The organism is Paraburkholderia sp. GAS38, assembly GCF_050434965.1.
Classification (GTDB): Bacteria; Pseudomonadota; Gammaproteobacteria; order Burkholderiales; family Burkholderiaceae; genus Paraburkholderia; species Paraburkholderia phenazinium_A.
Genome location: NZ_JBNDJO010000023.1, coordinates 1 through 26,891 on the forward strand (window position 1 = coordinate 1; position 26,891 = coordinate 26,891).

Sequence of the window (26,891 nt, forward strand, 5' to 3'; positions counted from 1 at the left end):
TGCGGATTACCCGTGTGAAAGTAGGTAATCGTCAGGCTCCCTAGCAGCAAGCACAAACCCCACCCCGCAAAGGTGGGGTTTGTGCGTTTACGCGCGTTAAGCCACGCAGTGAACGCCGGCAGCCACTCACGCGTTTTCCACGCAGCGCCAATGTCACGCATGGCTCCCGCGAGCGGCGTCAGTGCATACCTCCCACCGCCCGCAACGGACGCAACGGACGGAACACCAGGGCACTCGCCGGCTGGTACCTAAAGCCTTATCGGCGACCCCAATCCCCCATCTTGCACAGCGCGAACCCAAACGTGGGTTAGGTGTTAATGTCCGCTCCAGCGACGCATATCCGACGCTAGCCGGACATTGCGCTATCATGTGCGTATCAAGCGAAAACACCGGCCTGTGCGAGGCACCGCCAACGAAGCGTGCAGATAAGACCAGCCGGTTGGAATCGCCGCATTTCAGCATTATCTTTTCAATTGCAACCGTAACGCCGGGTCAGCGCTATCTTCCGCACCGCGGAGCGCTGGACTAGTCGCTTCTCGGCACGGCGAGCGTGATAGGAATTTTCATTGGGGACAGGTCGTTCTGCAAGCTCTGGGGCGGCCGCACCTGATTTGACCAAACGAGCATTTCCGCTGATGTATCGACCTGTCGCCGCCGGCAACGGCGACGGCATTCATCCAACGCATTCGCCGTATATCGAGCCATCAATGCTCGACGGAAAGCTGCAAGAATCACATTAAGGACGGGTTACTCTATGGACGAAAGGAAGCGAGACAGCATGATTGCTTACCTCCGCCACCGCATGGAAGAGTTCGGCATTACGCCAGACACCCTTGCTACAGCACTGGCAAGCGATGAATCGGAAAAGACCAAAGCGCGCTATCGCGCCGTAACGGGTGAGACCTGGTCGGGCGAAGGCGAGATGCCTCAATGGCTGAGACAGGCCATTAGCGCAGGGCAATCCATCGAACATTTCGCGCTGTCGCCCAAGGCTGCGGAGGCGACGCCGGCTAAACGGGGCGTCGATTGGGAAAAAGATCCGTTCGCGGGAAGCCCGCTCGCACGCTCCGGCGGGCGATAGGAAAGACAGCGCGTTTCGTTTGGCCGCTCAGCAGCAGTCGATTGTCCCTGCACTCGTCACAGGCGTTGCAGTGCAGCCCAATGCCAGCTCGCGAAAAACCGCTTCCATCACGCCCTCACGTTTCCATTTGAGCCATCTGGCGTAACACGTCTGTTGCGCGGGAAATGTCGAAGGGAGGTGATGCCACTTCTCCCCATTGATCAAGACCCACAGGATTCCGTTCAGCAATTGGCGTGGGTCGGACCTGGGCCGGCCCGTTCGGGGTGAAGCGGGTTCAACGAGCAACCGTGAGACCCTTGACCAGTCTTCGTCGGAAAGTGGAATTGCTAGCACGTTGTAATCCTCTGTCTTCGGGGATCTTCTCTATCTATCGCCGAATCATGACGCACTGACGCCGGATAAGCATCGACGCGCCGTCCTCCACGGTTTTGCTTGAATATCAGCACCGGGATGGTGATTTCGGCAATTGCGCACCAAAAAGGGACGCAATTTTTAGACTCTCTCAGGTTCTTGGTATCTTTCAGAAAACACGATACCCGCTTTTTTCGTCGGACGAATTACGTGATCGTTGCAGGCCATGCCCAGCGCCTCGAAGCCGTGTGCCGTGGGGCTCCGCAGCTTGATGCGCTATGCATAACGAGTAATTCTAGTGTTTCTTTGCTATTCGAGTAAGAGCCTTTTGTAATCGTTTTTCGTAGGAAAACGTTTGCGTTTAGGGCCCTAATACAGAAAGTCATTCGATCTCTGAGTTTTTGATCAGGGACGAGCGAAAGTATTTCCAATCAGGTTAAAAACAACCATGGCGTCTTCACGTGCGTTTGCCATCTCCGCGGCGTCGGTTAAAGCCGTGATTCGGCAACGAATGGGACAGCAGATGGGGCGTGCGTGATGAGCGTGTGCGATGGCAGAAATGCCATGCCCGCGAGGGGAGTTGGAGTCTGATAGCGCAAACGCGCTTCCGGTACGATTCGATTCCTGCGCTCTGCAGGTGGCCTTGGCAAAACGATTTCGCGTCTGGCACCGGACAGCACCGTGTGTGGCGCTCCGGCGGCCAGACGAGTTTCTTAAGCGGGGTTCTTAAGCGTCAGGCAGCACGCTCACGCCACTACGTGCCCTTGCTCATAGAAATCGTCGATCAAGGTGACGGCCCGATGCTCGAGCGAGCTGATGGCCATCAACGGATCGATCTTGACGCGGGGAATCGTCAATTCGGGGCCCTCGGGTGCGCCTTTCGCGCGGTCCCCATCAAGCCGCTCGATCACAGCACGGCATACCCACTGAACGCCAAGTTCATCCGGCGTCACATCAACATTTACTCGAAAACCACGGTGTTCGATTGCCACAAAACTCTCCAGACACGACAGACAGGTAGATCGCTCGACACACCACGCGGCGAGCCCAGCAGAAATGCTAGCACGCCACTTCGAACGCTTCAGCGAGCCGGGCAAGCGAGTAACACGAACGATCGTTCCAATGGGCCTAAGTCGCGGCCTGTCTTTCCATTGGCTTTCATGCGACGGCGAGCCCCGCGTTATTTCCGGCTACCCACATCTGCTGTTTGCCTCGCGGCTTGCGCGGGCATCGCATACAACCATAGCGCGATGACAAGTCCCAGCAGCAGTAGCGCGCACGCCATGGAGACGACACCGTGCCAGCCGCGCAGACTCCAGAACACACCGCCGAGCGAACCGATGACGCTGGACCCCATGTAATACGCAAACAGATAAAGCGACGATGCCTGGGCCTTGCCGACCTGCGCACGTGCGCCGACCCAGGCGCTCGCGACCGAATGAGTGCCGAAGAAGCCGATCGTCAATACGGTCACGCCGCAGATGATCAGCCAGAGCTGGTTCGACAGGGTCATGGCCGTGCCGGCGAGCATCAGGATGAACGTGGCGGGCAGCACGACGCGGCGTCCGAGCTTGCCCGAGAGGCTGCCTGCGAGGGTGGAGCTGACGATACCGAACAGATACACCGCGAAAATCAGGCCGATCTGGGTCTGGCTGAGCGAGAACGGTGCGGCGATCAGGCGGTAGCCGACATAGTTGTAGACGGTGACGAAGCTGCCCATCAGCAGGAAACCTTCGACGAACAGCAGCGGCAGGACGCCATCGCGCAGATGGGTGCCGAATGCCCGCACGAGCGGCGCTACGCGCAGTTCGCGCCGCACGAAGTGACGCGACGGCGGCAGACAGCGCCACAGAACGGCCGCACTCAAGATACCCAGCAAGCCAATGACCAGCACGGCGGCGCGCCAGCCCCAGACATCGGTGATCACGCCGGTCAACAGACGGCCCGCCATGCCGCCAAGGCCTGTCCCGCCCACATACAGGCCCATTGCATGACCAAGCGAGCGCGGATGCATCTCTTCGCCGACATAGGCCATCGCCACTGCCGGCAGGCCGCTGAGCGCCACGCCCATCAACGCGCGCATGAACAGCAGCGTCGACCAGTGCGGCACGGCGGCGCAGATCACGGTGAGAACAGCGGAGAGCAGCAGCGAAGCGACCATGATCGGCTTGCGGCCCCAGGCTTCGGAGAGTCCACCCGCCACGAGCATCGAGACCGCGAGCAAGCCCGTGGTCAACGACAGCGCCAGGCTCGCGCCCGCCGCGCTGACGCCGAAATCCGCGGAGAACAGCGGCATCAGCGGCTGGACGCAGTAGAGCAGGGCGAAGGTGGCGAAACCCGCGGCGAAGAGCGCGAAATTGGTTTGCCAGAAGGCCGCTGTACCGTGCTCGATCTTGCCTGCCGGCTCGCGAGGCGCCTCGCCGGCGGCGCTGATAACGCCCGTCAATACGTTGACATTGTGCTTGCCCATGATTCGGCGACTCCATTTGCAGTTTGATGCCTGACTGAATGATGGCGTCGGGTTATGTCGAAGTCCAATATCGATTTGGCCGTTATTGATACATAATCGATATCATGGATCTCCGCCGCATTCGCTACTTCATTGTGTTGTCCGAGGAACTGCATTTCGGGCGGGCAGCGCAACGCCTCAACATCGCGCAGCCGCCGCTTAGCCAGCAGATACGCGTGCTGGAGGAGGAACTGGGGGCGCGGCTGTTCGAGCGCAGCAACCGGCGCGTGGAACTGACCGCCGCCGGCAAGGCGCTGTTGCCTGAGGCGCGCGCGTTGTCGGCGCAGGCCGAGCGAACCGGGGAGGTGGCGCGGCGTGCCCAGCGCGGCGAACTCGGCGAGCTTCGAATCGGCTTCACCGGTTCGGCCGCGTTCAGCGAGGTGATCCCGCAGTTGATCTTCGAATACCGTCGCCGCTTGCCGGGCGTGCACTTGCGGCTCGAGGAACTGACCACCCAGCAGCAATTGACGGCGATGCTGGAGCACCGCATGGAGGTGGCGTTCGTGCGCGGCGCGACGCGCCCCGAGTTACCGCCCACGCTGCAGGCCACGCGGCTCTTCGAAGATGCGCTCGTGGCAGTGCTGCCTGCGCGGCATCCGCTGGCCGCGCAAGGCGGGGCACTGTCCGTGGGGGCGTTGAAGGACGAAGCCTTCGTGATGTATCCGCGCGAGAGCGGCACCGGTGTGTACGACCAGATCATCGCGCTGTGTCAGCAAGCGGGCTTTGCGCCGCAGTTGGCTCAGGAAGCGCGCGAGTCCCCGACCATCGTGGGCCTCGTGGCCGCCGGAATCGGCGTGGCGCTCGTGCCGGCGTCGTTGCGCAGCATCAATGTGAACGGCGTGGCGTACCGGCCGCTGCGCGAAAAGGCCGCGCGCTCCGCGATGTGGCTGGTGTTGCGTGCCGGTGTGTTGACGCCGCAGGAAGCGATGATCGCCGAGCTTGCGCGCGAGATGGGGGCGGGCTGATGCACCAGTGCCAGCGTCAGGGGTGATGGCTGATTGGACGCGGACTTTTTTACGGCGCTTCAATTCCCCTCAATCAAGCGCATCGCCAGATCCGGACTGAATATGCCCGCCCGTACGGACGGCGCGACGCCACAAGGCCCATCGGAATTGCCCGGCTCCTTGATCCAGGCGAGCAGGACCGGCTCCGATGTGGCGCTGGTCGGCTCGCCCAGTCGGGCGCCGGCAGGGTTGCACCATTGGCCGTTGGAGCCATTGCCGTTGCGACTGGTATCGATGACGACCGACTTCGTATAGCCGAACTGTTTTGCGAGTACGTCGTTCACCGCGTTCGCATAGACGATCGATTCTTGCGTCGTATAGAAATTCGACACGTTCAACGCGAATCCCTTGACCTCGGCTATGCCTGCTTTCTGAAGACGGTTCGCCATGACATCTGCGGCGATCCAGTGAGCGTTGCCCGCATCGAGATAGACATCGGCCTCGGGCGCATTGAGTCTTAAGCGCGCAACCGCATAGCGCAGCAGCGCCAGACGGGCCTCCTGTCCTTCGACCGTTTTGTAGCAGTCGAGCTGGGCTAGCGAGTCCGGCTCGACGACGACAATCGCCTTGCCGCCACCAATGCCTTGCGAGAACGCATCGATCCACGCGCGATAGGCCGTGGCGTCGGCGGCTCCGCCGGCGGACGCGCCGCCGCAATCGCGATCGGGAATATCGTAGGCGACCAGCATTGGCACCTGATGGGCGGCACGGGCGGCATCCACGAATTGACTGACCGAGGTACGGACATCGTGATTCCAGTTGCCGAACCATTGAGCCGTAGGCACGCGGGCAATCGACGCAGCGATTTGTGCCGCACGCGGATCATCCGCGTGACCGCGGGCCCAGACGGCGGGCGCGGCGTTGGGGTCGACGTAAAACGAGTCGGCGGCCCATGCTCGTCCCATGACGAACAGCACCGCGAGCACGGTGGACACCAGGAACGTGAAGCGCATCTTCATGACGTAGCGCGAACGCATCAAACGCATCAAACGCTAACGTACACCCACGTTTGCTCATATCCCAACATCGAGTCGGCGCGCCCGTTCAATTCGCGGTCAAAGTTGGCGAGTTGCACGGCGTTGTCCCGCAGCGTGCCACACGAAAAGAGCAGGCCGGGCGCTTGAGTCGATGTCGTCATGAGGTCCTCGGTTTGCGTGCCGGCCTATCCGCAGCATCGCGCAGTATTGACGGAGGTACAGCGTAGCGCGCCGACGTGTTTTTGTATATCGCTCCACACGCCGGGCGCGTTTCCTTCTACGACGCCGCGACCTTCAGCAACACCGGATCGTTGCGATAGAGATCCGGAAACATCCGCTTCAGATCGGTCACCTTCGGCAAATCGTTGATCGCGATATACGGATAGTCGGGATGCAGCACGAGGAAGTTCTGGTGATAGTTTTCGGCGGGGTAGAAGCCCTTGAAGTCCTCCACGCGCGTCACCACCGGCCGTGAAAACACATGGGCCTTGTCGAGCTGCGCGATATACGCCTGCGCGACGATGCGTTGCTCCGGATTGACCGGGAACACGGCCGAACGATACTGCGTGCCGTGGTCCGGACCCTGGTAGTTCAGCTCCGTCGGGTTATGTGCGACCGAGAAGAAAATCTGCAGCAGCCGCCCATACGTGATCTGCGTCGGGTCGTACGTGATCTGCACGGATTCAGCGTGGCCGGTGTCGCCTTCGCTCACCGTTTCGTACTGCGCCGTGCCCGCCGCGCCGCCCGTATAACCGGCCGCCACCTGCTTCACTCCGCGCACGTGTTCGAACACGCCTTGCACGCCCCAGAAACAGCCGCCGGCAAACACGGCGGTTTCGCTATGCGTCGCGACGACTTTCTCGTCCTGGACCGGCGCGGGAACCTGAGTGGCCGCCTCAGCCGAATTGGCGACGCGCTGCACCGCGATCGCGCCGACCGCAAGCACCACGACGCCTGCCAGTTTGGCGAGGGCCGAACGCTTGCGCAGAGAAGATACCTTGCTAAAGATTGTGTTCACGATTGTCAGTCCCTTCGGTGATGGGTAGTTCAAACGTATCGACGTCGCGCCCGGCATCAGCCGAACGTGAATGAATAAGCCTCGACACCCGGGTCCAGAAACTCGATCGAGAAGGTGTGATCCTTGACGTCGCCCGATTGCCGTACCAGTTGATAGAGCCGCTCCTCCGTGACCGTGCCGGTGCCGTCGGCGGCGACGTCGCTGCCGTGTGCGGCGCCCGGCGCGGCGCCGTCGATGCTCACGCGAAAGCGCACGGGCTTGCCGTCCTTGTTCGGGCCCAGCACCAGATGCAGGTCGCGTGCATGGAAGCGGTAGACGATGCCGCCGGACGCCGCCGCCAGCGTGGCGCGCTCGGCGCTCACACTCCATTTGCCTTCGAGACCCCAGTCGTTGAGCGCGGGCTGGACCGGAGCGGTATAGGTATGCGGCTTGTTCTGCGTTTCGCCGCCGGGCGAGGCGAAGTGCTGGGCGCGCCAGTAGCCGATATAAGTTTCCGGCGACTTCATATCGCTGTTGTCGGCAGCGGCCTCCACGCCCTGGGCGCCGGCGCTCGTCAATCCCACGGGAACGTTCTCTGCATTCGCGTGGCCCGCTTCGGCCAACAGTTGCTGGATGACCTTCTCCGACTGCGCATAGTCGCCTTCGCCGAAATGGTGGTAGCGGATGCGTCCCTGTGCATCGACGAAGTAATGCGCGGGCCAGTACTCGTTGTCCAGCGAGCGCCAGATGGCGTAGTTGTTGTCGATGGCCACTGGATAGTCGATGCCGAGGTCGTGCGTCGCCTTCTTCACGTTGTCGATATTGCGCTCAAACGCGAATTCCGGTGCATGCACGCCGATCACGACGAGCCCCTGATCCTTGTACTTGTCGGCCCACGCCTTGACGTAGGGCAGCGAGCGCAGGCAGTTGATGCAGGAGTAAGTCCAGAAGTCGATCAGCACCACCTTGCCGCGCAGGCTCTGCGCGGTCAGCGGGGGAGAGTTGAGCCATTGGACCGCACCGTTGAGCGACGGCAGCTCGCCTTCGACGGGCAGCGGCGGGTTGTCGTTGGCGGCTTGCGAGGCTCGCATCATGCCGCTGGTAGCGGCCATCATGGCGCCCCCGCCGGCAGCGTTCGAGTCGGCGGCGGACATGACGTCGTTCGAGGCGGCGGTGGGATTCGCCGCCATCATCGCGCCGCCATCCGTCGCGACAGGCGTGCCGGCCGTGCCAGCCGTGCCGCTAGCGCTCGCCGTGGCCGTGACCGCTGCATTGCCCGCTGCGGTAGTGGAGGTTGTTGTGCCGCTGCCCGAAGGCGTCGAGCGAGGCGAGAACCGGTCAACCAGCTTCTGCTCGAGGCCACCCGTTGCCACCGTCGACACGCGGGCCAACACGCCCGTATCCAGCCCGAACGCAATCGCCACCACGCCAGCCAGCATCGCTGCGCCGATCCCGCGGCGGATCCATTCGCCCGCGCCGAGCGAGCGCTTCATCGCCGTGAACACCCGGCCGCCAATCAGCAGCGCCACCGCGAGCGAGGTCGCCGCACCGGCCGCGTAGGCGATCAGCAGCAACGTCGTGCCGACGCTCGCGCCGCGCAGCGCGGCACCGGTGAGCACCAGACCGAGGATCGGGCCGGCGCACGGCGCCCACAGCAAGCCGGTGGCGATGCCCAACAGGAACGACGACCCCGCGCGAACCTGCTGGCCGTCGGCCTGGGCGAAGTTCGACAGGCGGTTGCCGGCGCTCACCAGCGGCCGCATCAAATGATCGGCAAAGCGCGGAAACAGCAGGGTCAGGCCGAATACGGCGAGCAGTGCGATGGCGAGCCAGCGGCCATATTGGTTGGCCTGCGTCACCCAGCCGCCGCCGACGGCAGCGAGCGTCGCCACCAGTGCGAAGGTGAGCGCCATGCCGGCAAGCAGCGGCAGGCCGCTGCGCACGAACGGCTGATCGGCGCGCGCAAACACGAAGGGCAGCACCGGCAAGATGCAAGGGCTCAGTATCGTCAGGGCGCCGCCAAGGTAGGCGAGAACGATGAGTAACATGGCTGTTCCTGGTGATATAGGCTTATGTGTGCTGGGTGAGCTCAGGTGGCCGCGGGCGTAAAGCTCATCGCCAGACCGTTCATGCAATAGCGCAGGCCGGTCGGCTTCGGGCCGTCGTCGAATACGTGGCCGAGATGGCCGCCGCAGCGCCGGCAATGCACTTCCGTGCGCGACATGCCGAACGAACTGTCGTCGCGGGTGGCCACGGCGTGGTCGAGCGGCGCCCAGAAGCTCGGCCAGCCCGTGTGACTGTCGAACTTCGTGCGTGACGAAAACAGGTTGAGCTGGCATCCGGCACAGGCAAACACGCCGCTGCGGTGTTCGTCGTTGAGCGGACTCGTGTACGGGCGCTCCGTGCCTTCGTCACGCAGAACCGAGTACTGTGCCGGGGTCAGCAACTGGTGCCATTGCGCGTCCGTGCGGGTGAATTCGAAGCCGGCGGCCGGCTTGCCGGGATTCGCCTGGGCCACGGCCAGTTTGGGCCAGCGGCTGACGGCGGCCAGCGCCGCGACGGCCGCGCCGCCTGCGAACAGAAAGCTTCTTCGACTTTTCATGATGTGCTCCTGGGTGCCAATCTGCGGATAGTGCGGAGAGTTGGGCACATCCTAGGCCGCGGGCGGTGTCGAAGTCCTCACGAAAAGTTAAATTAAATGTGATAACTCCCGGCGCGGAAATTTTGCACAATGACGCAACGGCGGCGTTCCGTTGCCGGCGCAAATGCCCGCGAGCCGCGCTTTTCACGCTAACCAGGACCTGACCTGCGTCCGAAGCCTCCATGGATCATCCGAAACGCGTACTGATCGTCGAAGACGATGTCGACATTGCCAACGTTCTCAGCCTGCACCTGCGGGATGAGCGTTATGAGGTCGTGCACAGCGCCGACGGCAACGAAGGCCTGCGGCTGCTGGAGCAGGGCGGCTGGGACGCCTTGATTCTCGATCTGATGCTGCCCGGCGTCGACGGGCTGGAGATTTGCCGGCGCGCCCGCGCGATGACGCGCTACACGCCCATCATCATCACCAGCGCGCGTTCGAGCGAAGTGCACCGGATTCTCGGCCTGGAACTGGGTGCCGACGACTACCTCGCCAAACCGTTCTCGGTGCTGGAACTGGTCGCGCGGGTGAAAGCGCTGCTGCGGCGCGTCGATGCGATGGCGAAAGACTCGCGCATCGATGCCGGCACCCTGCAGATCGTCGGTCTCACCATCGACCCGCTGACGCGCGAAGCGGCCGTCGAAGGCCGTCGCATCGAATTAACGCCGCGCGAATTCGACCTGCTGTATTTCTTCGCCCAGCATCCGGGCAAGGTGTACTCGCGGATGGATCTGCTCAATGCCGTGTGGGGTTATCAGCACGAGGGCTACGAACACACCGTGAACACGCACATCAACCGGCTGCGCGCGAAGATCGAAGCCGATCCGGCGCAACCCACGCGCATCCTCACCGTCTGGGGCCATGGCTACAAGCTGGCGTCACCGGCTGATGGCCACGTCGCGCAGAGCACTGCGCCGAAGGATGCGCCGTGAACCTGACGCTCACCCAGCGACTGCTGATTGTCTTCTCGCTGCTGCTGCTGGCTTGCTGCGGCGCCTCGGCGTGGCTGCAGATCCGCTCCAGCGACCTGCACGAGAAGGAAGTCGTGCAGGGCTTGTCGCGCGATCTCGCGGGGCACATCGCCCGCAGCACCTCGCTGATGGATGCGAATGGCCTGCGCCCCGACGCCGTGCGGCAATTGTTCGGTCAACTGATGGCGGTCAATCCGAGCGTCGAGGTCTATCTGCTCGACAACGAGGGGCGCATCAAGGGCGACGACGCCCCCGCCGGACGGGTGAAGCGCGAGCAAGTGGACCTCGCGCCGATCCACCAGTTCATCGCTGGCGGCACGCTGCCGATTCTTGGCGACGACCCGCGCAGCATGGACGGACGCAAGGTGTTCAGTGCCGCGCCTTTGCAGATGGACGGGCAGGCGCCGTCGGGCTACATCTATGTGGTGCTGCTCGGCGAGGCTCATGACCAGTTGGCGGCGCGCGTGGCCGCGAGTTCGGTATTGCGCACCACGCTGTGGTCGATGGCGCTGGTGGCGCTGCTCGGGTTGGTCGCCGGACTGGTGGCATTCGGCCTGATCACCCGGCCGCTGCGGCGCCTGACCGAGGCGATGCGCCGTTTCGATGCCGACGGCGAGCCGGATACGCAGCCCCATGTGCCGCGTTCCTCGGCTGCGGGTCAGCGCGACGAGATCGCCGTACTCGAAGCCACTTTCGCGCAGATGGCCAATCGCATCGGCGACCAGTGGCGCGCGCTGCGGCGCCAGGATCAGCAGCGGCGCGAACTGATCGCCAATATTTCGCACGACCTGCGCACGCCGCTGACGTCGTTGCATGGCTACCTCGAAACGCTGTCGCTGAAGGCGGACTCGCTCAGCGAAGTGGAGCGCAAACGCTATCTGGGGATCGCACTGGCGCAAAGCGTCAAGGTGGGGCGGCTCGCGCAGGCGCTGTTCGAACTGGCGCGGCTCGAACATGGCAACGTGCAACCGGCGCTGGAAGATTTCTCGCTGGTCGATCTGGTGCAGGACGTGTTCCAGAAGTTCGAATTGCCGGCCGAGGCGCGCCATATCCAGCTTCGCGCGGGGATTCCGCCTCGTTTGCCGACGGTCTGCGCCGATCTCGGCATGATCGAGCGCGTGCTGACCAATCTGCTCGACAACGCGATTCGCCATACGCCCGCGGAAGGCGCGATCGATGTCGATCTCGCGTACCGCGACGGCAAGGTCCAGGTGACGGTCAGCGATACCGGTCCGGGCATTCCGGCGGAACTGCGCGAAGGACTATTCGAGCGGCCGTTTAGCTCGGGCGGTGCGCATCGCGGTGGCGGGTTCGGGCTGCTGATCGTGCAGCGCATGCTGCAGTTGCATCACAGCCGGATACGTCTGGTCGAACACAACGGGGCGGGGACGACGTTTTCCTTCGAACTGCCGACCACCAGCGCGGTTCATGCCTAGGTCCGGGTAGCGGGGCAGGGGCTGCCTGTTTCCGGCAGCCCGCCAAGGCCACTAAGCCCGCCGCGCGCGCTTGCGTTCAATGCACCTCGACCGGCACCCTGCGAGCGAGGGCACACATCAGCTCATACCCGATCGTCCCCGACGCCTGCGCGACATCGTCGATCTTGACCTGATCGCCCCACAGTTCCACCTGCGAGCCGACGTGAGCCTTGGGACAGGGTGTGAGATCGACCGTCAGCATGTCCATCGACACGCGGCCCACTACACGCGTCAACGTGCCGTCGACGGCGATGGGCGTGCCGGTCGGCGCGTGCCGCGGATAGCCGTCCGCGTAACCGCACGCCACCACGCCGATCCGCATGGGCTCGTTGGCCGCAAAGATGCGTCCATAGCCGACCGTCTCCTGCAGCGACAGCGTCTGGGTGCCGATGATCTGGCTCGTCAGGCTCATCGACGCGCGCAGCGGAATATCGGCGACGTGGCGCGACAAGCCCGACGGCGAGCCGCCGTACAGCACGATCCCCGGCCTCACCCAGTTTCGATGGGTGCGCGGATGCCACAGCACGGCCGCCGAGTTGGCGAGGCTGCGCGGGCCGGGAATCTCGCTGGTGGCGGCGTCGAACCGGTCCACCTGCCAGTCGACATCGCCGTCGTCGGCGCTCGCAAAGTGGCTCATCAAGGTGATCTCGCCGATCGAGGCGGACGAGCGCGCCCGCTCCCACGCGGCGCGAAACACATCCGGCCGGAAGCCCAGCCGGTTCATGCCGGAGTTCATCTTCAGATTGATCGGAATGGGCTGCTTCACCTGCGCCGCACACAGCAGGTCGAGCTGCTCGGTGCAATGCACCGCGACGGTCAGGCCGTATTCGTCGGCAATCGCGACGTCGGCCGGCGTGAAGATCCCTTCGAGCAGCAGAACCGGCTTCTTCCACCCCAGCTCGCGCACGCGCACCGCCTCGTCGAGATCGAGCAGCGCGATGCCGTCGGCCTCGGCCAGCGCCGGATAGATGCGCTCGATCCCATGTCCGTAAGCGTTGGCCTTGACGACGGCCCACACGCGCGAATCGGGCGTCTTCTGCCGGACCAGTTGGAGGTTGTGTCGGACGGCATCGGGATGAATGCGGGCAACAATCGGGCGGGGCATCGATGTCCTCGTCGGAAGTAGGGGTAGGGGCGTGAATTAGCGTTGGCTTTCGTGCTTGAGCCAGTTTCGGGCACTAGGATAAAGCGACGTTTTCAGGTTTTGTTACTGTATTTTTATCGAATTTCAGTATAAAACCCCTGCAGTCGTTCGCGAGCCTGCGGCGCGGGCAGAAAGCGGCGTTCGCCGTACTAGGACACGCTCTGTCCCGACGTCACGGTAACATCCACCATTCATGACGCACGCAGCCTCATACGTCATTCATCGAATGGAGACCCCATGATCAGATTCCTGCACAGCGCAGACTGGCAGATCGGCACGCAATTCGGCCAGTTCGACGCCGAGGAAGCCGCGCATCTCGCCGAAGCGCGTTTCGAAACGGTGCGGCGGATCGCCAGTGAGGCCACCGCGCGCCGCGTCGATGCAGTGCTGGTAGCCGGCGACGTCTTCGATCAGCAGACCGTCTCCGACACGGTCATCCGGCGCCTGTTCGGCGCGCTGGCGGGCTATGCCGGTCCGTGGATCATGCTGCCCGGCAACCACGATGCCGCGCTGGTCGAAAGCGTCTGGACGCGTGCACAGCGCTTGAACTGCATACCAACCAATGTACGCGTCGTACTGACGCCGGGCGTCGTGCTGTTCGACGAACTCAAATGCGCGTTCTTGTGCGCGCCGCTTACGCAGCGCATCACCTATGACGACACCACCACTTTCTTCGACCACGCCGAAAGCCCGACCGACTATTTCCGCGTCGGGCTTGCACACGGCAGCGTGAGCGGCATCCTGCAGGAAGGTATCGATTCGACCAACCCGATCGCACCGACACGGGCTGAGACCGCGCGCCTCGACTATCTCGCGCTGGGCGACTGGCATGGTCACTTCCAGGTGAATGAGCGTACGTGGTACGCCGGCACGCACGAACAGGACCGCTTTCGCGCCAACGACCCGGGCTTCATGCTCGATGTGACGCTGCAGGAGCCAGGCGCGCTGCCGTCGGTGCAGGCTGTGCCGGTGAGCAAGTATCGCTGGCTGCGCTGGGAAGAAGAGATCGTGGTGCCGAGCGACGTCGACGCGTTGACGCTGCGTTTGCAGGCACTGGGCGCGGCCGACGTCCTCAAGCTCGACATCCGCGGCACGACCGATCTCGCCTCCGCCGAGGCCGTGCGTCTCGCGGTGGACGAGACCCGTGCGCGCGTGCGTGCACTGCGCGTCGAAATGACGGAGCTGCAAGTGCAGCCCACAGCGAGCGATCTTGCCGCGCTCGGGGCGCAAAGCGGCTACCTCGGCAAAGTGGTCGCGCGGCTGCGCGATCTGCAGGCGGACCCGCAGCAGGCGACGCTCGCAGCGGAAGCGCTGCTGCTGCTCGCCCAGTTTCAGCGTGAAGCGAGGGCTGCATGAAGCTCGAAAGTATTGCGATTCAGGAATTCAAGCAGTTCAATGGACGTTTGTTTATCGGCGACCTGGAGCCGGGGCTGAACCTCTTCACCGGTCCGAACGAGGCGGGCAAGAGCACGATTGCGGAAGCGGTGCGGACGGTGTTTCTCGAACGCTACAAGGCGTCTCATCTGAAAGACCTCTTGCCTTGGGGCAAGGCGAGCGGACAGCCTTCGGTTGAAGTGAGTTTCAATCTCGACGGTGTGGCTTGCACGCTGGCCAAACAGTTCGTTACCCGGCAACGCTGCGACTTGCGGATCGGTCAGCAGGTCTTCGGCGAGGATGAAGCCGAGGACCGGCTGGCGGCATTGCTCGGCTTCTCGCGCGCAACGCGCGGCGCGATGAAAGCGGACCAGGCCGGTGTGCCGGGTTTGCTATGGGTGCAGCAAGGCGAGACTCACGACTTGCGCGACGCAAGCGGTCACGCGGCGCTGTATCTGCGCGATGCGCTCACGCAGCTTTCGGGCAGCACCGGCTCGGGCGGCGAAGACGTGCTGATCGGCGCGGTGCAACGCGAATTGCGGCAACTGCTGACCGCCCGCACGCAACGCGCAACCGGTCCGCTTGCCGAAGCCGAGCAGGCACTGGCGGCGCTCGCGGTCGAGCGCGATACGCTCGAAGGGCAGCGTCGTCAGTTCGACGAGAACCTCACGCGTCTTGCCACGCAGCAGGAAGCCTTCGAGGACGCGCAACGCAAACGCCCATGGGAAGCGCATGAGCAAAAGGCGGTGCAGGCGCAAGCGCGTGCCGCTGCACTGGCCGAACTCGAGCGTAACGTGCAAGGGTTGGTGCAGACACTGCAAGTGCACGAGGCGGAATTGACGCTCGCGTTGCAGCAGGAGCAAAACGCAGCGGACCAGGAAGCGACGCTCGCTGACGAACGGCAGCAACTCGAACGCGCAAAAGCAGCCGTGCTTGCCGTCGAGGCCGAGTATGGCCAGGCAAGCGAGCGTGTGACGCGTTGCCAGCAGACCAACGATGCCGCGACCCGCGCATTGGAACTCGCGAATGCCGCGATGATGGCGCAGGACCTGCACAGCCAGATCGCGATGTATCGCGCTGAAATCGAGCGGCTCGAAGCATCGATCGCCGCGGCCGAAGCGGCGCAAGCCGCGGTGCTCGAGGCCACGCGTACCGCGGCCTCGCTCGAAATCGACGCGGCCCAGTTGCAGCAACTGCAGGCGCTCGAGTCGCGCACCAGCGTGTTGAAGGCGCGCAAGGAAGCGGCGATGACGCGCATCGACTACCGGCTGAGCGGCGGCGCTATCGTGGTAGGCGGCGAAACGCTGACCGGTGAAGGCGTCTTGCGGCTCGACGATGAGCAGACCATCGAGCTGCCGGGTCTGGGCGAACTGCGTATCGTGCCCGGCGTCTCCGATCTGGCGGCGCTGCGCACCGAACTGTCCGATGCCGAGGCGCAACAGGCAGAACTGCTGCGGGCGCTGGGCGTGGCCTCGCTGGGCGATGCGCAGGCACGTCAAGAGCAATGGAAGGCGCAGCTCGCGCAACTGCAGAGCCAGCAGAAAATTCTCGCGGTGCATGCGCCGAAGGGCATCGAGCCTTTGCGCAACGACCTGGCGAGTGCGACGGCGCGGCGGCAAACCGCAGACCAGCGACTTGCCGCGTTGCCGGATGTCACGGCCGCACCGGCGGTGGACGACGCGCGCCGCGCGGCGGACGACGCACGCCAGGCGCTCGACTCCGCGACGCGCTCGCTGGCCCTGGCGGGCGAGCATCGTTCGAATGCGCAGGCGACGAGCGGCTCGCTCGCCGAGCAGGTGCAGCGTAAAGAAGCCCAGTTGCAGGATGCCGCGTTCCGCGAACGCCGCGCGCAATGGCAGGCGAAAATCGTCGAACAACGCGCGCACGTGGCCGCCTTGACGAAGCAGCGTGACGAGCGCAATCAGGAACTCGGCGCCGCGCGCACCGACGACCCGGTTGCAGAGGCCAAACGCTATCGCGTGTCGGCGGATCTCGCGCGCACCGAGCAGCAGGAACGGCAAGTGCGGATCGCCGAACTGCGCAGCCAGTTGGAGACGATGGGCGCATCGGGGCTTGGCGAGCGGCTCGCCACGGTGTCCGCTTTGCTTGAACAGATGGAGCGGCGCAAGAACGAGCTGAGCGCGCGCGCCGGCGCGTTGAGCCTGCTCGACAAGGTGCTGGTCGAGGAACGCGATGCCGCGGTTGCCCAACTGCGTGCGCCGCTGACCGAACGGCTGGGCCATTACCTGAAACGTATTTTTCCGCAGTCGGCGCTCGAACTGGGCGACGACCTGAGCCCGGTGGCGCTACAACGCGAAGGCCGCATCGATACGCTCGACGCCCTCAGTTTCGGCACCCGCGAACAGATGGGGATTCTCACGCGCCTTGCCTACGCCGACCTGCTGAAGGCCGCGGGTCGTCCCACCTTGCTGATGCTCGACGATGCCGCCGTCCACACCGACGGCACGCGTCGCGATGCCCTCAAGCGCGCCTTGCTCGATGCGGCGACCCGTCACCAGATCCTGCTGTTCACCTGTCACCCGGAGTTATGGGACGATCTGGGCGTCAAGCAACGCGCGATCGACGACCTGAGGGCCGCCGCATGAGTTCGATTCCCGCAGGACTGATGCTCGTTCACGGCAATCAGCCGGAGCGCTTGCGCGACCTGATGGTCCAATGGATCCGCCAGCATCCGTTGGGACCGCTCGAAAAAGAGGTCATCCTCGTTCAGAGCAACGGTATTGCCCAGTGGCTGAAGCTCGCGCTCGCCGCGGATCCGGAAGACGGCGGCTGCGGTATTTCGGCCGCGCTCGACATGTCGCTGCCGGCGAGCTTTCTGTGGCAGGTGTATCGCGCGGTGCTCGGCGACAGCGCCGTGCCGGCGATTTCCCCGTTCGACAAATCACGCCTCGTCTGGCGCCTGACGCGTCTGTTGCCGGAGCTGCTCGAGTCGCCGGGCTATGCGCCGCTCAAGCGCTTCATGGCCCACGACGGCGATCAGCGCAAACGCTTCCAGCTCGCGCAGCGCGTGGCGGATCTGTTCGACCAGTACCAGGTCTATCGTGCGGACTGGCTCGCGGCGTGGGCCGCGGGTGAGGACGTGCAGATCGACGCGCGCAACAAGCGCACGCCGCTGCCGGACGAATACCGCTGGCAGGCCGCGCTCTGGCGGGCGCTGCTGGAGGATGTGGAGACGCACGCCGCAGCGGGCGCCGACACAGCCACGGCCGGCCGCGCCGCAGTCCACGACGAATTTCTGCGCCGTGCCGCGGAGATGTCAGAACACGAGCGGCCGCCGGGGTTGCCGCGCCGGGTCATCATTTTCGGCATTTCGAGCTTGCCGCGTCAGGCCGTGGAAGTGCTCGCCGCGCTCTCGCGCTGGACCCAGGTGCTGATGTGCGTGCATAACCCTTGCGCGCACTACTGGGCCGATATCGTCGCCGATCAGGATCTGTTGCGCGCGCAACGTTCCCGCCAGCAGCGCCGTCACGGCGCGCCGGCCACCATGGACGACGCGCAGTTGCATCTGCACGCGCAACCGCTGCTGGCGGCGTGGGGCAAGCAGGGCCGCGATTTCATCGGCCTGCTCGACGAATACGACAGCGTCGAAGCGCGCGAGCGCTATACGGCGCATTTCACCGGCATCGGGCAGCGCATCGATTTGTTCGAAAGCGACGATGCGTCGACCATGCTGCAGCAATTGCAGGACGACATCCGCGATCTGCGGCCGCTGCCCGAATCGCGCGAGCTGTGGGGCGCGGTGGACGCGAACGCCGACCACTCGATCCGCTTTCACGTCGCGCACAGCCCGCAGCGCGAAGTCGAGGTCCTGCACGACCAGTTGCTGGCCGCGTTTGCCGCCGATCCGACGCTGCGTCCGCGCGATGTGATCGTGATGGTGCCGGACATCGAGGTCTACACGCCCCATATCCAGGCCGTGTTCGGTCTGCTGGATATGGACGACTCGCGTCATATTCCGTTCAGCGTCGCGGACCGTGGCCAACGCGATTTCGATCCGCTGATCGGCGCACTCGAAACGCTGCTCGCGCTGCCGCAATCGCGCCTGACCGTCAGCGATGTGCTCGACCTGCTCGAAGTGCCCGCCTTGCGCGCGCGTTTCGGTATCGATACGGATGATTTGCCGAAGCTGCGTAGCTGGATCAGCGGCGCCAACATTCGCTGGGGACTGCACGCCGAACAACGCGCGAGTCTCGGCTTGCCGCAAGCCGGCGGCGAGAGCGCGCCCAATAGCTGGGCCTTCGGCCTGCGCCGCATGTTGCTCGGCTATGCGGCCGGCGACAAGGCCGGCGCGTGGCACGACATCGAACCGTATGCGGAGATCGGCGGTCTCGATGCGGCCTTGCTTGGACCGCTGACGCGTCTCGTGGATGCGCTCGACGAAACCTGGCAGACGCTGCGCCAACCGGCCACCGTGACTGGCTGGTGCACACGTCTGCGTTGGCTCAAGACTACCTTCTTCGCACCCGACGACAGCGAAGACGCCTACACGCTGGAACGCCTCGACGCCGCGCTCGAAGCGTGGCGCGACGCCTGCGACGAAGCGGCGCTGACCGGCGAATTGCCGCTGTCGATCGTCGGCGATTACTGGCTCTCGCAGTTCGAAGGCGGCGGCCTGACCCAGCGCTTCTTCGCGGGCGCCGTCACCTTCGCCACGCTGATGCCGATGCGCGCGATTCCGTTTCGCATCGTCTGCCTGCTCGGCATGAACGACGGTGACTATCCGCGTAACCGCATGCCGCTCGACTTCGATCTGATGCGGCGCGACTACCGTCCTGGTGACCGCTCGCGTCGCGAGGACGACCGCTATCTGTTCCTGGAGGCGCTGTTGTCGGCGCGCGAGCATCTGCATGTGTCGTGGGTGGGGCGCAGCGTCAACGACAACACGCCGCGACCGCCGTCGGTGCTGGTCGGTCAGTTGCGCGACCATCTGAAAGGCGGCTGGCGTTTGAAAGGCGCGGCAGGGAACGAGCCGGATGCGTTGCTGCATGCGTTGACCGTCGATCACCGGTTGCAGCCGTTTAGCGCCGAGTATTTTCCGGCGAAAACGGGTGCGTCGAAGCTGTTCACGTATGCGCGGGAGTGGAACCAGCCGGTGTCGGAGTCGGAGTCCGGCGCGAGCGTGGATAGGTTGGAAAACGGTAACGACGCCGAGCTGCAACCGCTCGAACGTGACGAGCCGCTGTCGGTGCGCGAACTGGCAGATTTCCTCAAGGATCCGGTCAAGAGCTTCTTCCGCCATCGTCTGCGCGTCGCCTTCGAAACCGAGGATGCCGCCAGCGAGAATCATGAGCCGTTCGAAGTGGATCAGCTCGAAGCGTGGCAACTGCAAAACGAACTGATTCGCGCCCAGGCCGCCGCGCTTGAACGGGGTGAACAGGATCTGCTGCCTGCAGCGCAAAACCGCCTCGAGCGCATGCATCGCAGCGGCGATCTGGCGGCCGGCGGCTTCGGCGAAGTGATAGCCGACGACCTGATGGAGCCGATGGCCGATCTGTTCGAACGCTATCGCGCCGAGTTGCAGCGCTGGCCGGAGCGGCTCGACGAGCAATACGAACTGCGCGTCGATGGTGGCGCGGACCTGGGTGCGCTGAGCGTCGAAGACTGGATCGGCGAGTTGCGCACCAGTCCCGATGGCAGCCACGGTCGGGTCTTTCTCGACCCCGGCACGCTGATCAAGGACCGCAAGTATCGCGGCGACCGGCTCATTGCCTACTGGGTCGGGCATCTGGCCGCGCAGCTCGCCGTAGGTGCGGTGACGACGGTGATCGTCAGCAAGGTGGGCAGCGTCGAATTCGCGCCGCTCGCGACAGAGGACGCGCACGCGCATCTGCTGACCTTGTTGCGTGCATGGGACGAAGGCACGCGTCGGCCGTTACCGCTCGCCGTCAAAACGGCGTTTGCCTGGCTCAGGAAACGGCCTGGCTCGCTCGACTTCGCGGATGCCGAGGACTTCGCCGGTGAATCCGGCGAAAGCGCAGACGTAACCGCTGCGCTCGTCGAAGCGCGCGACGCCGCTCGTATCGCCTACGAAGGCTCGGGCCGCCAGCAGGGCGAGCGCGATACCAATGCCTACCTGTACCGGGCGTACCCGGATTTCAGCGACCTGGCCGCGACCGGCGAATTCGAGCGGCTGGCGGTTGCGTTGCTGCTGCCGCTGCATCGCGCGATTCCGGCGTCGTCGTCGAAATCGAAGAGCACAACTAACAACGCCGGAGACGCGCAATGAACGCCACCTTGACACCGCCGCTCGCCGGGCCTGCCGAGGTGCTACGTCCGCTCGAGTTTCCGCTGCAGGGCAGCAGCCTGATCGAAGCCAGCGCGGGTACCGGCAAGACCTTCACGATCGCGATGCTGTACGTGCGGCTCGTGCTCGGTCACCGTGGAGCGGATAGCGAGGCGCGTCCGCTGACGCCGCCGGAGATCCTCGTCGTCACGTTCACGGATGCCGCCACCAAGGAACTGCGTGAACGTATCCGCGCTCGCCTGATCGAAGCCGCTGAGTACTTCCGCGCCGATCCGGCCAGGGTCGAGGCTGCGGCTGCAGCGCGTCCGGAAGGCGAAGACCTGCTATACGACCTGCGTAAAGGCTACGCGACGGAACAATGGGCCGCCTGCGCCCGCCGCCTGCAACTCGCCGCCGAATGGATGGACGAGGCTGCGGTCTCCACGATTCACGGCTGGTGCAACCGCATGCTGAGCGAGCATGCGTTCGATAGCGACAGCCTGTTTTCGCAGACGCTCGAAACCGACCAGAGCGAGTTGCGCGCGGAAGTCGTGCGCGATTACTGGCGTACCTTCCTCGCGCCGCTCGACGCGCTGTCCGCATCCGAAGTCCGCCAATGGTTCGCTAGCCCGACCGCCTTGCAGGCGGAAATTCGCGGTCTGCTCGGCCATGCCGATCTGCTGCCGAAGGCGCCGCCGCCGCTCGAAGCGCTGCAACAGGCCCGCGAAAAACAGCGCGAACATCTCGACCGTCTAAAGGCCAACTGGCCCGCATGGTGCGATGAAATTCAGGCGCTATTCGACGACGCGCGGGTCAAGAAGCAGTTCAAGGCCACCAGCCTGAACGCGCCGAACTGCAAGAAGTGGATCGACAAGCTGCGCGATTGGGCCAACACCCCCGAGATGCTGCGGCCCGATTTCGAGGATTCCGCAGCGGTGTGGACGCGTTTTACCCCGGCAGGACTCGCCGAAATCTGGCTCATCGGCGAGCCGCCGGCGCATCCCGCCTTCGTCGCGATGGAGACGCTGCGCGATGCACTGGACGCACAACCGACGGCCTACCACGCCCTGTTGTCGCACGCTTCGCGCTGGATCACGCAGCGTTTCGCGGAGGAGGAGGCGCTTCGTTCGCAGATGGGTTTCGACGATCTGCTCACGCGCCTCAACGACGCCTTGCACAAGCCGAACGGTGCGCGTCTCGCCGAGATCATCCGTCAGCAATACCCGGTTGCGCTGATCGACGAGTTTCAGGACACCGACCCGGTGCAGTACCGTATCTTCGATGCCGTCTATCGCATCGCCGACAACGACCCGGACACGGCGATCATTTTGATCGGGGATCCTAAGCAGGCCATCTATGCCTTCCGTGGCGCGGATATCTACACGTATCTCGAAGCGCGGCGTGCCTGTGCCGGACGGCTGTTCACGCTGAAGAAGAATTTCCGCTCGACGCTGGAGATGGTGGAAGCGGTCAATCGTTGCTTCGACGCGGCTGAAGAGCGGCGGGACGGTGAGGGCGCCTTCCTGTTTCGCGGCGCCGAGGGCGGCGATAACCCGCTGCCGTTCATCGCGGCCGAGGCGCAGGGCCGCAAGGACCGGCTGCAAGCCGACGGTCACGATGTGCCCGCGCTGAGCGCATGGTGGCTGCCGTCCGCGGAAGAGGGCAAGCCTCTCAGCAAGGAAGCGTACCTGCGCGGCATGGCCGCCAGTTGCGCGACCGAGATGGTGCGTCTCCTCAACCTGGGCCAGACGGGCGCAGCAGGCTTGCGCGGCGCAGACAGCATGACGCCGCTGCAGCCCGCGCATATGGCGGTGCTGGTCAACAACGGCACCGAAGCGCGCGCGATCCGCATGGCGCTGGCCGAACGCGGCGTGCGCAGCGTCTATCTGTCCGAGCGGGATTCGGTGTTCCAGACCGACGAGGCGGGAGAACTGCGGCTCTGGCTGGCGGCATGCGCGGACCCCGACGATGGACGTCTGGTGCGCACCGCGCTGGCGACGGTGGCGCTCGGACTCGATTGGGCCGCGCTCGACGCCTTCAATCGCGACGAGCTCGCGTGGGAAGAGTGCGTGCTGCAGTTCCGCGGCTATCGCGATTGCTGGCGCAAGAAGGGCGTGCTGCCGATGCTGCGCCGCCTGCTCAACGACTTCCACGTGCCGCAGCGCCTGCTCGGCCAGACCGCGGGCGCTGCGGTCAACGGCGAGCGCGTGCTGACGAACCTGCTGCATCTGGCGGAGCTGCTGCAGCAGGCGAGTTCGCAGCTCGACGGCGAGCATGCGCTGATTCGCTATCTCGACGAACAGCGTCAGGACGAAGGCGGCGGCGCGGGCGGCGATGCGCGGCAACTGCGGCTCGAAAGCGATGCGGGGCTCGTGCAGGTCGTTACGGTCCACAAGTCGAAGGGGCTGGAGTATCCGCTGGTGTTTCTGCCGTTTGCGTGCACCTATCGGCCGGCCAAGGCCGACGACATGCCGCTCAAATGGCACGACGAGGAAGGTCAACTGCATATCACGCTGGGCGATGCTAACGTGCTGCCGCGAGCGGACCGCGAGCGGCTCGGCGAGGACCTGCGCAAGCTCTATGTGGCGCTCACGCGGGCGCGCTACGCGACGTGGGTGGGGATTGCGCCGATCCAGAGCGTCGAGTTGAGCGCGTTCGGTTATCTGCTGAGTGGCGGCAGGCCGATTGTCGCCACTGAGCTTGCAGACCTGCTCACGCAGTTAAAGGGCGAGTGCGCAGAAATCAGCGTCGCCGAAGCGCCGCCCGCGAACGACAAACCGTTCGTGCCGCGCGGCGCGCAACAGGTACGTGGCGACGCGCGCCGCTTGACGCGGCGCGTGCGCGAGCATTGGTGGATTGCCAGCTATTCGAGCCTGCGCAAGGACAACGGCGTGATCGGCGGCACGCTGGTCCATGCCGTTGCGGCACCGGTGATCGACGTGGAGCCGGACGAGTCGCGCGTCGCGCCGGAGACTCGTAGCGAGGACGTGTTTCACGAATTGCGCGAGGCGGAAGCGCTGGATGACGACGAGGCCACACCGCTAGCGTTAGCGGCTGCACCTGGCTCAGCCGCCGCAGCGCTCGCCCAGCAGGCGGATCAAACCTTGCACGGTTTCCAGCGCGGCGCGGATGCCGGCAGTTTCCTGCACGACCTGATGGAATGGGCGGCCAACGAGGGCTTTGCAAAGCTCGCCGCCGACGAACAACTGGTACGCGACACGGTAGCGCGCCGCTGCAATCTGCGCGGCTGGGCGCGCTGGATCGAACCGCTGACGGATTGGCTGCTATATCTGCTGCGCACGCCGCTCGCGCTGCCTGCTGTCGAAGGGGAGGCCGTGCCGCCCGTCGTGCTGGCGAAGCTGACCTCCTACATGGCAGAAATGGAGTTCTGGCTGGCCGCGCATACGGTCGACACGCAAGTGCTCGACCAACTGGTGTGCGACCTGACGCTCGATGGCGCGCCGCGGCCCGCGCTCGAACCGGCCCGGCTGAACGGCATGCTTAAGGGCTTTATCGATCTGGTGTTCGAGCACGACGGTCGCTACTACGTGGCGGACTACAAGTCGAACTGGCTCGGCGCCGACGACACGGCCTACACGCCGGCGAAGATGCGCGCGCAGATCCTGCATTCGCGCTACGAACTGCAGTACGTGCTGTATCTGTTCGCGCTGCATCGGCTGCTGAAAGTGCGGCTACCCGATTACGACTACGACCGCCATGTGGGCGGCGCGGTCTACCTGTTTCTGCGCGGCGGCCGTGCGCCGGGCCAGGGGCTGCATATCGAGCGGCCGCCGCGCGAGTTGATCGAAGAACTGGATGCGCTGTTTGCGCATCGCCCGGACGGCGAAGAGGCCGAGGAGTACGCGTTGAAGGAAGCCGAATGACGACCCGCTCTACTGACACCGTTGCCGTCATCGACGCGAAGGGCGACACCGCGCGCATGCTCGTCGTGCTGGACCAGTGGGTCGAGCGCGGCTGGCTGCGTGCGCTCGATGCCGGCTTCGCGCGCTTCCTGTGGACCGAGGAACCGCAAGCGCCGCCGCTGCTGGTGCTGGCGGCCGCGCTCGCGAGCCATCAACTGGGGCGCGGCCACGTGTGCCTCGACTTGCAGGCAACGCTCGACGACCCCGCCTTCGCGCTCTCGTTGCCGCCCGATGGACCGCAAGCGTTGGCGGCGCCAGAACCGCCTCAAGCGCCCGCCGAGGTGCTGGCCGGCGTCAATCTCGCACGCTGGCTGGCGGCGCTCGATCAACCGGCCCTGGTGGGGACCGAGGCGGGCAATACACCGCTGGTGCTCATCGGCACGCGGCTCTATCTGCGCCGCTATTGGCAATACGAGCAGGACGTGCGCGCCGGTATCGAACGGCGGCTTGCGGCATCCGCGCAAATGGAAGCCTCGCTGCAGGCCGATTCCGCACGCACCGCGCTCGACGCCTTGTTCCCCCCGCGCCCCGCGAATGCGACCGGCGCCGACTGGCAAAAGCTCGCCTGTGCGCTCGCTGCGCGCAGTGCGTTCAGCATCGTCACGGGCGGTCCGGGCACCGGCAAGACGACGACGGTGGTGAGGCTGCTGGCGTTATTGCAGACCCTGGCGCTTGGCGCTGCGGCGGGGAACCCGCTGCGGCCCGCACGGCCTCTGCGGATTCGTCTCGCCGCACCGACCGGCAAGGCCGCCGCGCGCCTGAACGAGTCGATCGCGGGAGCCGTAGAGAAACTGCCGATCGAAGCGCTGCCGAACGGCGCTGCCGTGCGCGAGGCGATTCCCACCGTCGTGGCCACGCTGCATCGCGTGCTGGGCACGCGCCCGGACAGCCGGCGGTTTCGTCACGATGCGGGCAATCCGTTGCCGGTGGACGTGCTGGTGATCGATGAAGCGTCGATGGTCGATCTGGAGATGATGGCGGCTGTGCTTGACGCGCTGCCCGCATCCGCGCGGCTGATTCTGCTGGGCGACAAGGATCAGTTGGCGTCGGTGGAAGCGGGGGCCGTGTTGGGCGAACTGTGTCAGCGCGCGGGCGAAGGGCATTACACGCCGGCCACGCGCGACTGGCTGCTGGCGGCGACCGGCGAGCGGATCGACGCAGCCAGGATCGACGAACACGGCACGGCGCTCGATCAGTCGATTGCGATGCTGCGGGAAAGCCATCGGTTTTCGGCGCAGAGCGGTATCGGCCAGCTCGCTGCGCTCGTCAACGCCGGCGACGCGGCGGGCGTCGCGCAGGTCTGGAAGCACGGGCATGCGGATCTCGCGCTGCTGGTCTGTTCCGCGCAGGACGATGCGTCGTTCCGGGCCTTGGTGATCGATGGATACGGCGGGGCCGCGGCGTCCGATCAGCTATTCGGCGCCAATGGCGAACCGGGCCGCCCGCGGCACGGCTACCGGCACTACCTGCAGACCATGCGCGAGCGCCAGCCTGAGCGTGACGCCGGACCCCTCGCGTTTGACGCGTGGGCCGGCGAGGTGCTGAAGGCGCACGGCGAGTTCCAGTTGTTGTGCGCGCTGCGCCGCGGTCCGTGGGGCGTCGAAGGACTCAACAAGCGCGTCGCGCGGCTGTTGCAGGAAGAGGGCTTGATTGCCGCTCGCGGCGAATGGTATCCGGGCCGGCCCGTGCTCGTGACCCGCAACGACTATGAGCTCGGGTTGATGAACGGCGACATCGGCATCACGCTCGAACTTCCGGGCGCGCCGCAAGAGAGCTCGGTGCTACGGGTGGCGTTTCCCGCCGGCGACGGTATGGGCGGTATCAAGTGGGTCTTGCCGAGCCGCTTGCAAGCGGTGGAAACGGTGCTCGCGCTCACTGTGCACAAGTCGCAGGGGTCGGAGTTCATGCACGCGGCGCTGGTGCTGCCCGATACGTTCAGCCCCATTCTGACGCGCGAACTGGTGTACACCGGCATCACGCGGGCGCGGGCGTTCCTGACGCTGGCGATTCCCGAAGGCAAGCCCGTGCTCGATCAGGCGGTGTGCGCCAACGTGCAGCGAGCGAGTGGGTTGATGGCGGGGTTTGGCAGCGTACAATAAATGCACGCCAATGCGCGGCGTGCCTGTGAACCGAAGGCCCTGGTCGTCAGCAGGCGCGTTGCGCGACGAATTATCCCGGACAGCCAGGAAAGGCTGATGCC

The 26,891-nt window shown here is 64.9% G+C and carries 18 protein-coding genes; 9 read left to right on the forward strand and 9 right to left on the reverse strand.

Annotation, left to right across the window (positions count from 1 at the left end):
* Positions 1-754: 754 nt before the first annotated feature.
* Positions 755-1,081 (forward strand): H-NS family nucleoid-associated regulatory protein, encoded by a 327-nt coding sequence (locus P3T42_RS35185; RefSeq protein WP_074294209.1) that lies wholly within the window; start codon positions 755-757, stop codon positions 1,079-1,081.
* Positions 1,082-1,108: 27 nt separating this feature from the next.
* On the opposite strand, the gene P3T42_RS35190 is transcribed toward P3T42_RS35185, so the two are convergent.
* The 3 genes from P3T42_RS35190 to P3T42_RS35200 form a co-directional block, all read right to left on the reverse strand.
* Positions 1,109-1,414, reverse strand: a complete 306-nt coding sequence (locus P3T42_RS35190) for a transposase (RefSeq protein ID WP_074294210.1) — start codon at positions 1,412-1,414, stop codon at positions 1,109-1,111.
* A gap of 764 nt (positions 1,415-2,178) precedes the next feature.
* Positions 2,179-2,424, reverse strand: coding sequence for a hypothetical protein (locus P3T42_RS35195; RefSeq protein ID WP_074294211.1), 246 nt, complete (start codon positions 2,422-2,424; stop codon positions 2,179-2,181).
* 188 nt (positions 2,425-2,612) lie between these two features.
* Positions 2,613-3,902, reverse strand: coding sequence for an MFS transporter (locus P3T42_RS35200; protein ID WP_429308605.1), 1,290 nt, complete (start codon positions 3,900-3,902; stop codon positions 2,613-2,615).
* A 104-nt stretch (positions 3,903-4,006) separates the two neighbouring features.
* Here P3T42_RS35200 and P3T42_RS35205 point away from each other — a divergent pair, with 104 nt between their 5' ends.
* A complete protein-coding gene (locus P3T42_RS35205; RefSeq protein WP_074294213.1) occupies positions 4,007-4,906 on the forward strand; it encodes a LysR substrate-binding domain-containing protein in 900 nt (299 codons plus the stop codon).
* Positions 4,907-4,965: 59 nt separating this feature from the next.
* Here the strand turns inward: P3T42_RS35205 and P3T42_RS35210 are convergent, their stop codons facing one another.
* The 5 genes from P3T42_RS35210 to msrB all read right to left on the reverse strand — a co-directional run bounded on the left by P3T42_RS35210 (position 4,966) and on the right by msrB (position 9,521).
* On the reverse strand, positions 4,966-5,922 hold the full coding sequence (locus P3T42_RS35210) for a glycoside hydrolase family 6 protein (RefSeq protein ID WP_429308606.1): 957 nt from the start codon (positions 5,920-5,922) through the stop codon (positions 4,966-4,968).
* An 8-nt stretch (positions 5,923-5,930) separates the two neighbouring features.
* Positions 5,931-6,083: a hypothetical protein gene (locus tag P3T42_RS35215; protein WP_429308607.1), complete on the reverse strand. Its 153-nt coding sequence runs from the start codon at positions 6,081-6,083 to the stop codon at positions 5,931-5,933.
* Positions 6,084-6,199: 116 nt separating this feature from the next.
* On the reverse strand, positions 6,200-6,949 hold the full coding sequence (gene msrA, locus P3T42_RS35220) for a peptide-methionine (S)-S-oxide reductase MsrA (RefSeq protein ID WP_429308659.1): 750 nt from the start codon (positions 6,947-6,949) through the stop codon (positions 6,200-6,202).
* Between the two features lie 47 nt (positions 6,950-6,996).
* Positions 6,997-8,967, reverse strand: a complete 1,971-nt coding sequence (locus P3T42_RS35225; protein WP_429308608.1) for a cytochrome c biogenesis protein DipZ — start codon at positions 8,965-8,967, stop codon at positions 6,997-6,999.
* Positions 8,968-9,008: 41 nt separating this feature from the next.
* Positions 9,009-9,521: a peptide-methionine (R)-S-oxide reductase MsrB gene (msrB, locus tag P3T42_RS35230; RefSeq protein ID WP_429308609.1), complete on the reverse strand. Its 513-nt coding sequence runs from the start codon at positions 9,519-9,521 to the stop codon at positions 9,009-9,011.
* 221 nt (positions 9,522-9,742) lie between these two features.
* Here msrB and P3T42_RS35235 point away from each other — a divergent pair, with 221 nt between their 5' ends.
* Both P3T42_RS35235 and P3T42_RS35240 read left to right on the forward strand, forming a co-directional pair.
* Positions 9,743-10,492: a response regulator transcription factor gene (locus P3T42_RS35235; RefSeq protein WP_074294217.1), complete on the forward strand. Its 750-nt coding sequence runs from the start codon at positions 9,743-9,745 to the stop codon at positions 10,490-10,492.
* A complete protein-coding gene (locus P3T42_RS35240; RefSeq protein WP_074294218.1) occupies positions 10,489-11,967 on the forward strand; it encodes a sensor histidine kinase in 1,479 nt (492 codons plus the stop codon). Before P3T42_RS35235 ends, P3T42_RS35240 begins: the two co-directional genes overlap by 4 nt.
* A gap of 76 nt (positions 11,968-12,043) precedes the next feature.
* Here P3T42_RS35240 and alr read toward each other — a convergent pair whose 3' ends face one another.
* Positions 12,044-13,111 (reverse strand): alanine racemase, encoded by a 1,068-nt coding sequence (gene alr / locus P3T42_RS35245; protein ID WP_074294219.1) that lies wholly within the window; start codon positions 13,109-13,111, stop codon positions 12,044-12,046.
* Between the two features lie 276 nt (positions 13,112-13,387).
* Here alr and P3T42_RS35250 point away from each other — a divergent pair, with 276 nt between their 5' ends.
* Genes P3T42_RS35250 through recD form a run of 5 tightly spaced genes read left to right on the forward strand, consistent with a single transcriptional unit; the run spans position 13,388 to position 26,790 of the window.
* Positions 13,388-14,506 carry a metallophosphoesterase family protein gene (locus tag P3T42_RS35250; RefSeq protein WP_429308610.1) on the forward strand — a complete coding sequence of 373 codons (1,119 nt, stop codon included), beginning with the start codon at positions 13,388-13,390 and terminating at the stop codon, positions 14,504-14,506.
* A complete protein-coding gene (locus tag P3T42_RS35255) occupies positions 14,503-17,130 on the forward strand; it encodes an AAA family ATPase (RefSeq protein WP_429308611.1) in 2,628 nt (875 codons plus the stop codon). Before P3T42_RS35250 ends, P3T42_RS35255 begins: the two co-directional genes overlap by 4 nt.
* A complete protein-coding gene (recC, locus tag P3T42_RS35260; RefSeq protein ID WP_429308612.1) occupies positions 17,127-20,771 on the forward strand; it encodes an exodeoxyribonuclease V subunit gamma in 3,645 nt (1,214 codons plus the stop codon). Before P3T42_RS35255 ends, recC begins: the two co-directional genes overlap by 4 nt.
* A complete protein-coding gene (gene recB, locus P3T42_RS35265) occupies positions 20,768-24,652 on the forward strand; it encodes an exodeoxyribonuclease V subunit beta (protein ID WP_429308613.1) in 3,885 nt (1,294 codons plus the stop codon). The genes recC and recB overlap by 4 nt, the downstream gene beginning before the upstream one ends.
* Positions 24,649-26,790 (forward strand): exodeoxyribonuclease V subunit alpha, encoded by a 2,142-nt coding sequence (recD, locus tag P3T42_RS35270; RefSeq protein ID WP_074294224.1) that lies wholly within the window; start codon positions 24,649-24,651, stop codon positions 26,788-26,790. Before recB ends, recD begins: the two co-directional genes overlap by 4 nt.
* Positions 26,791-26,891 lie beyond the last annotated feature (101 nt).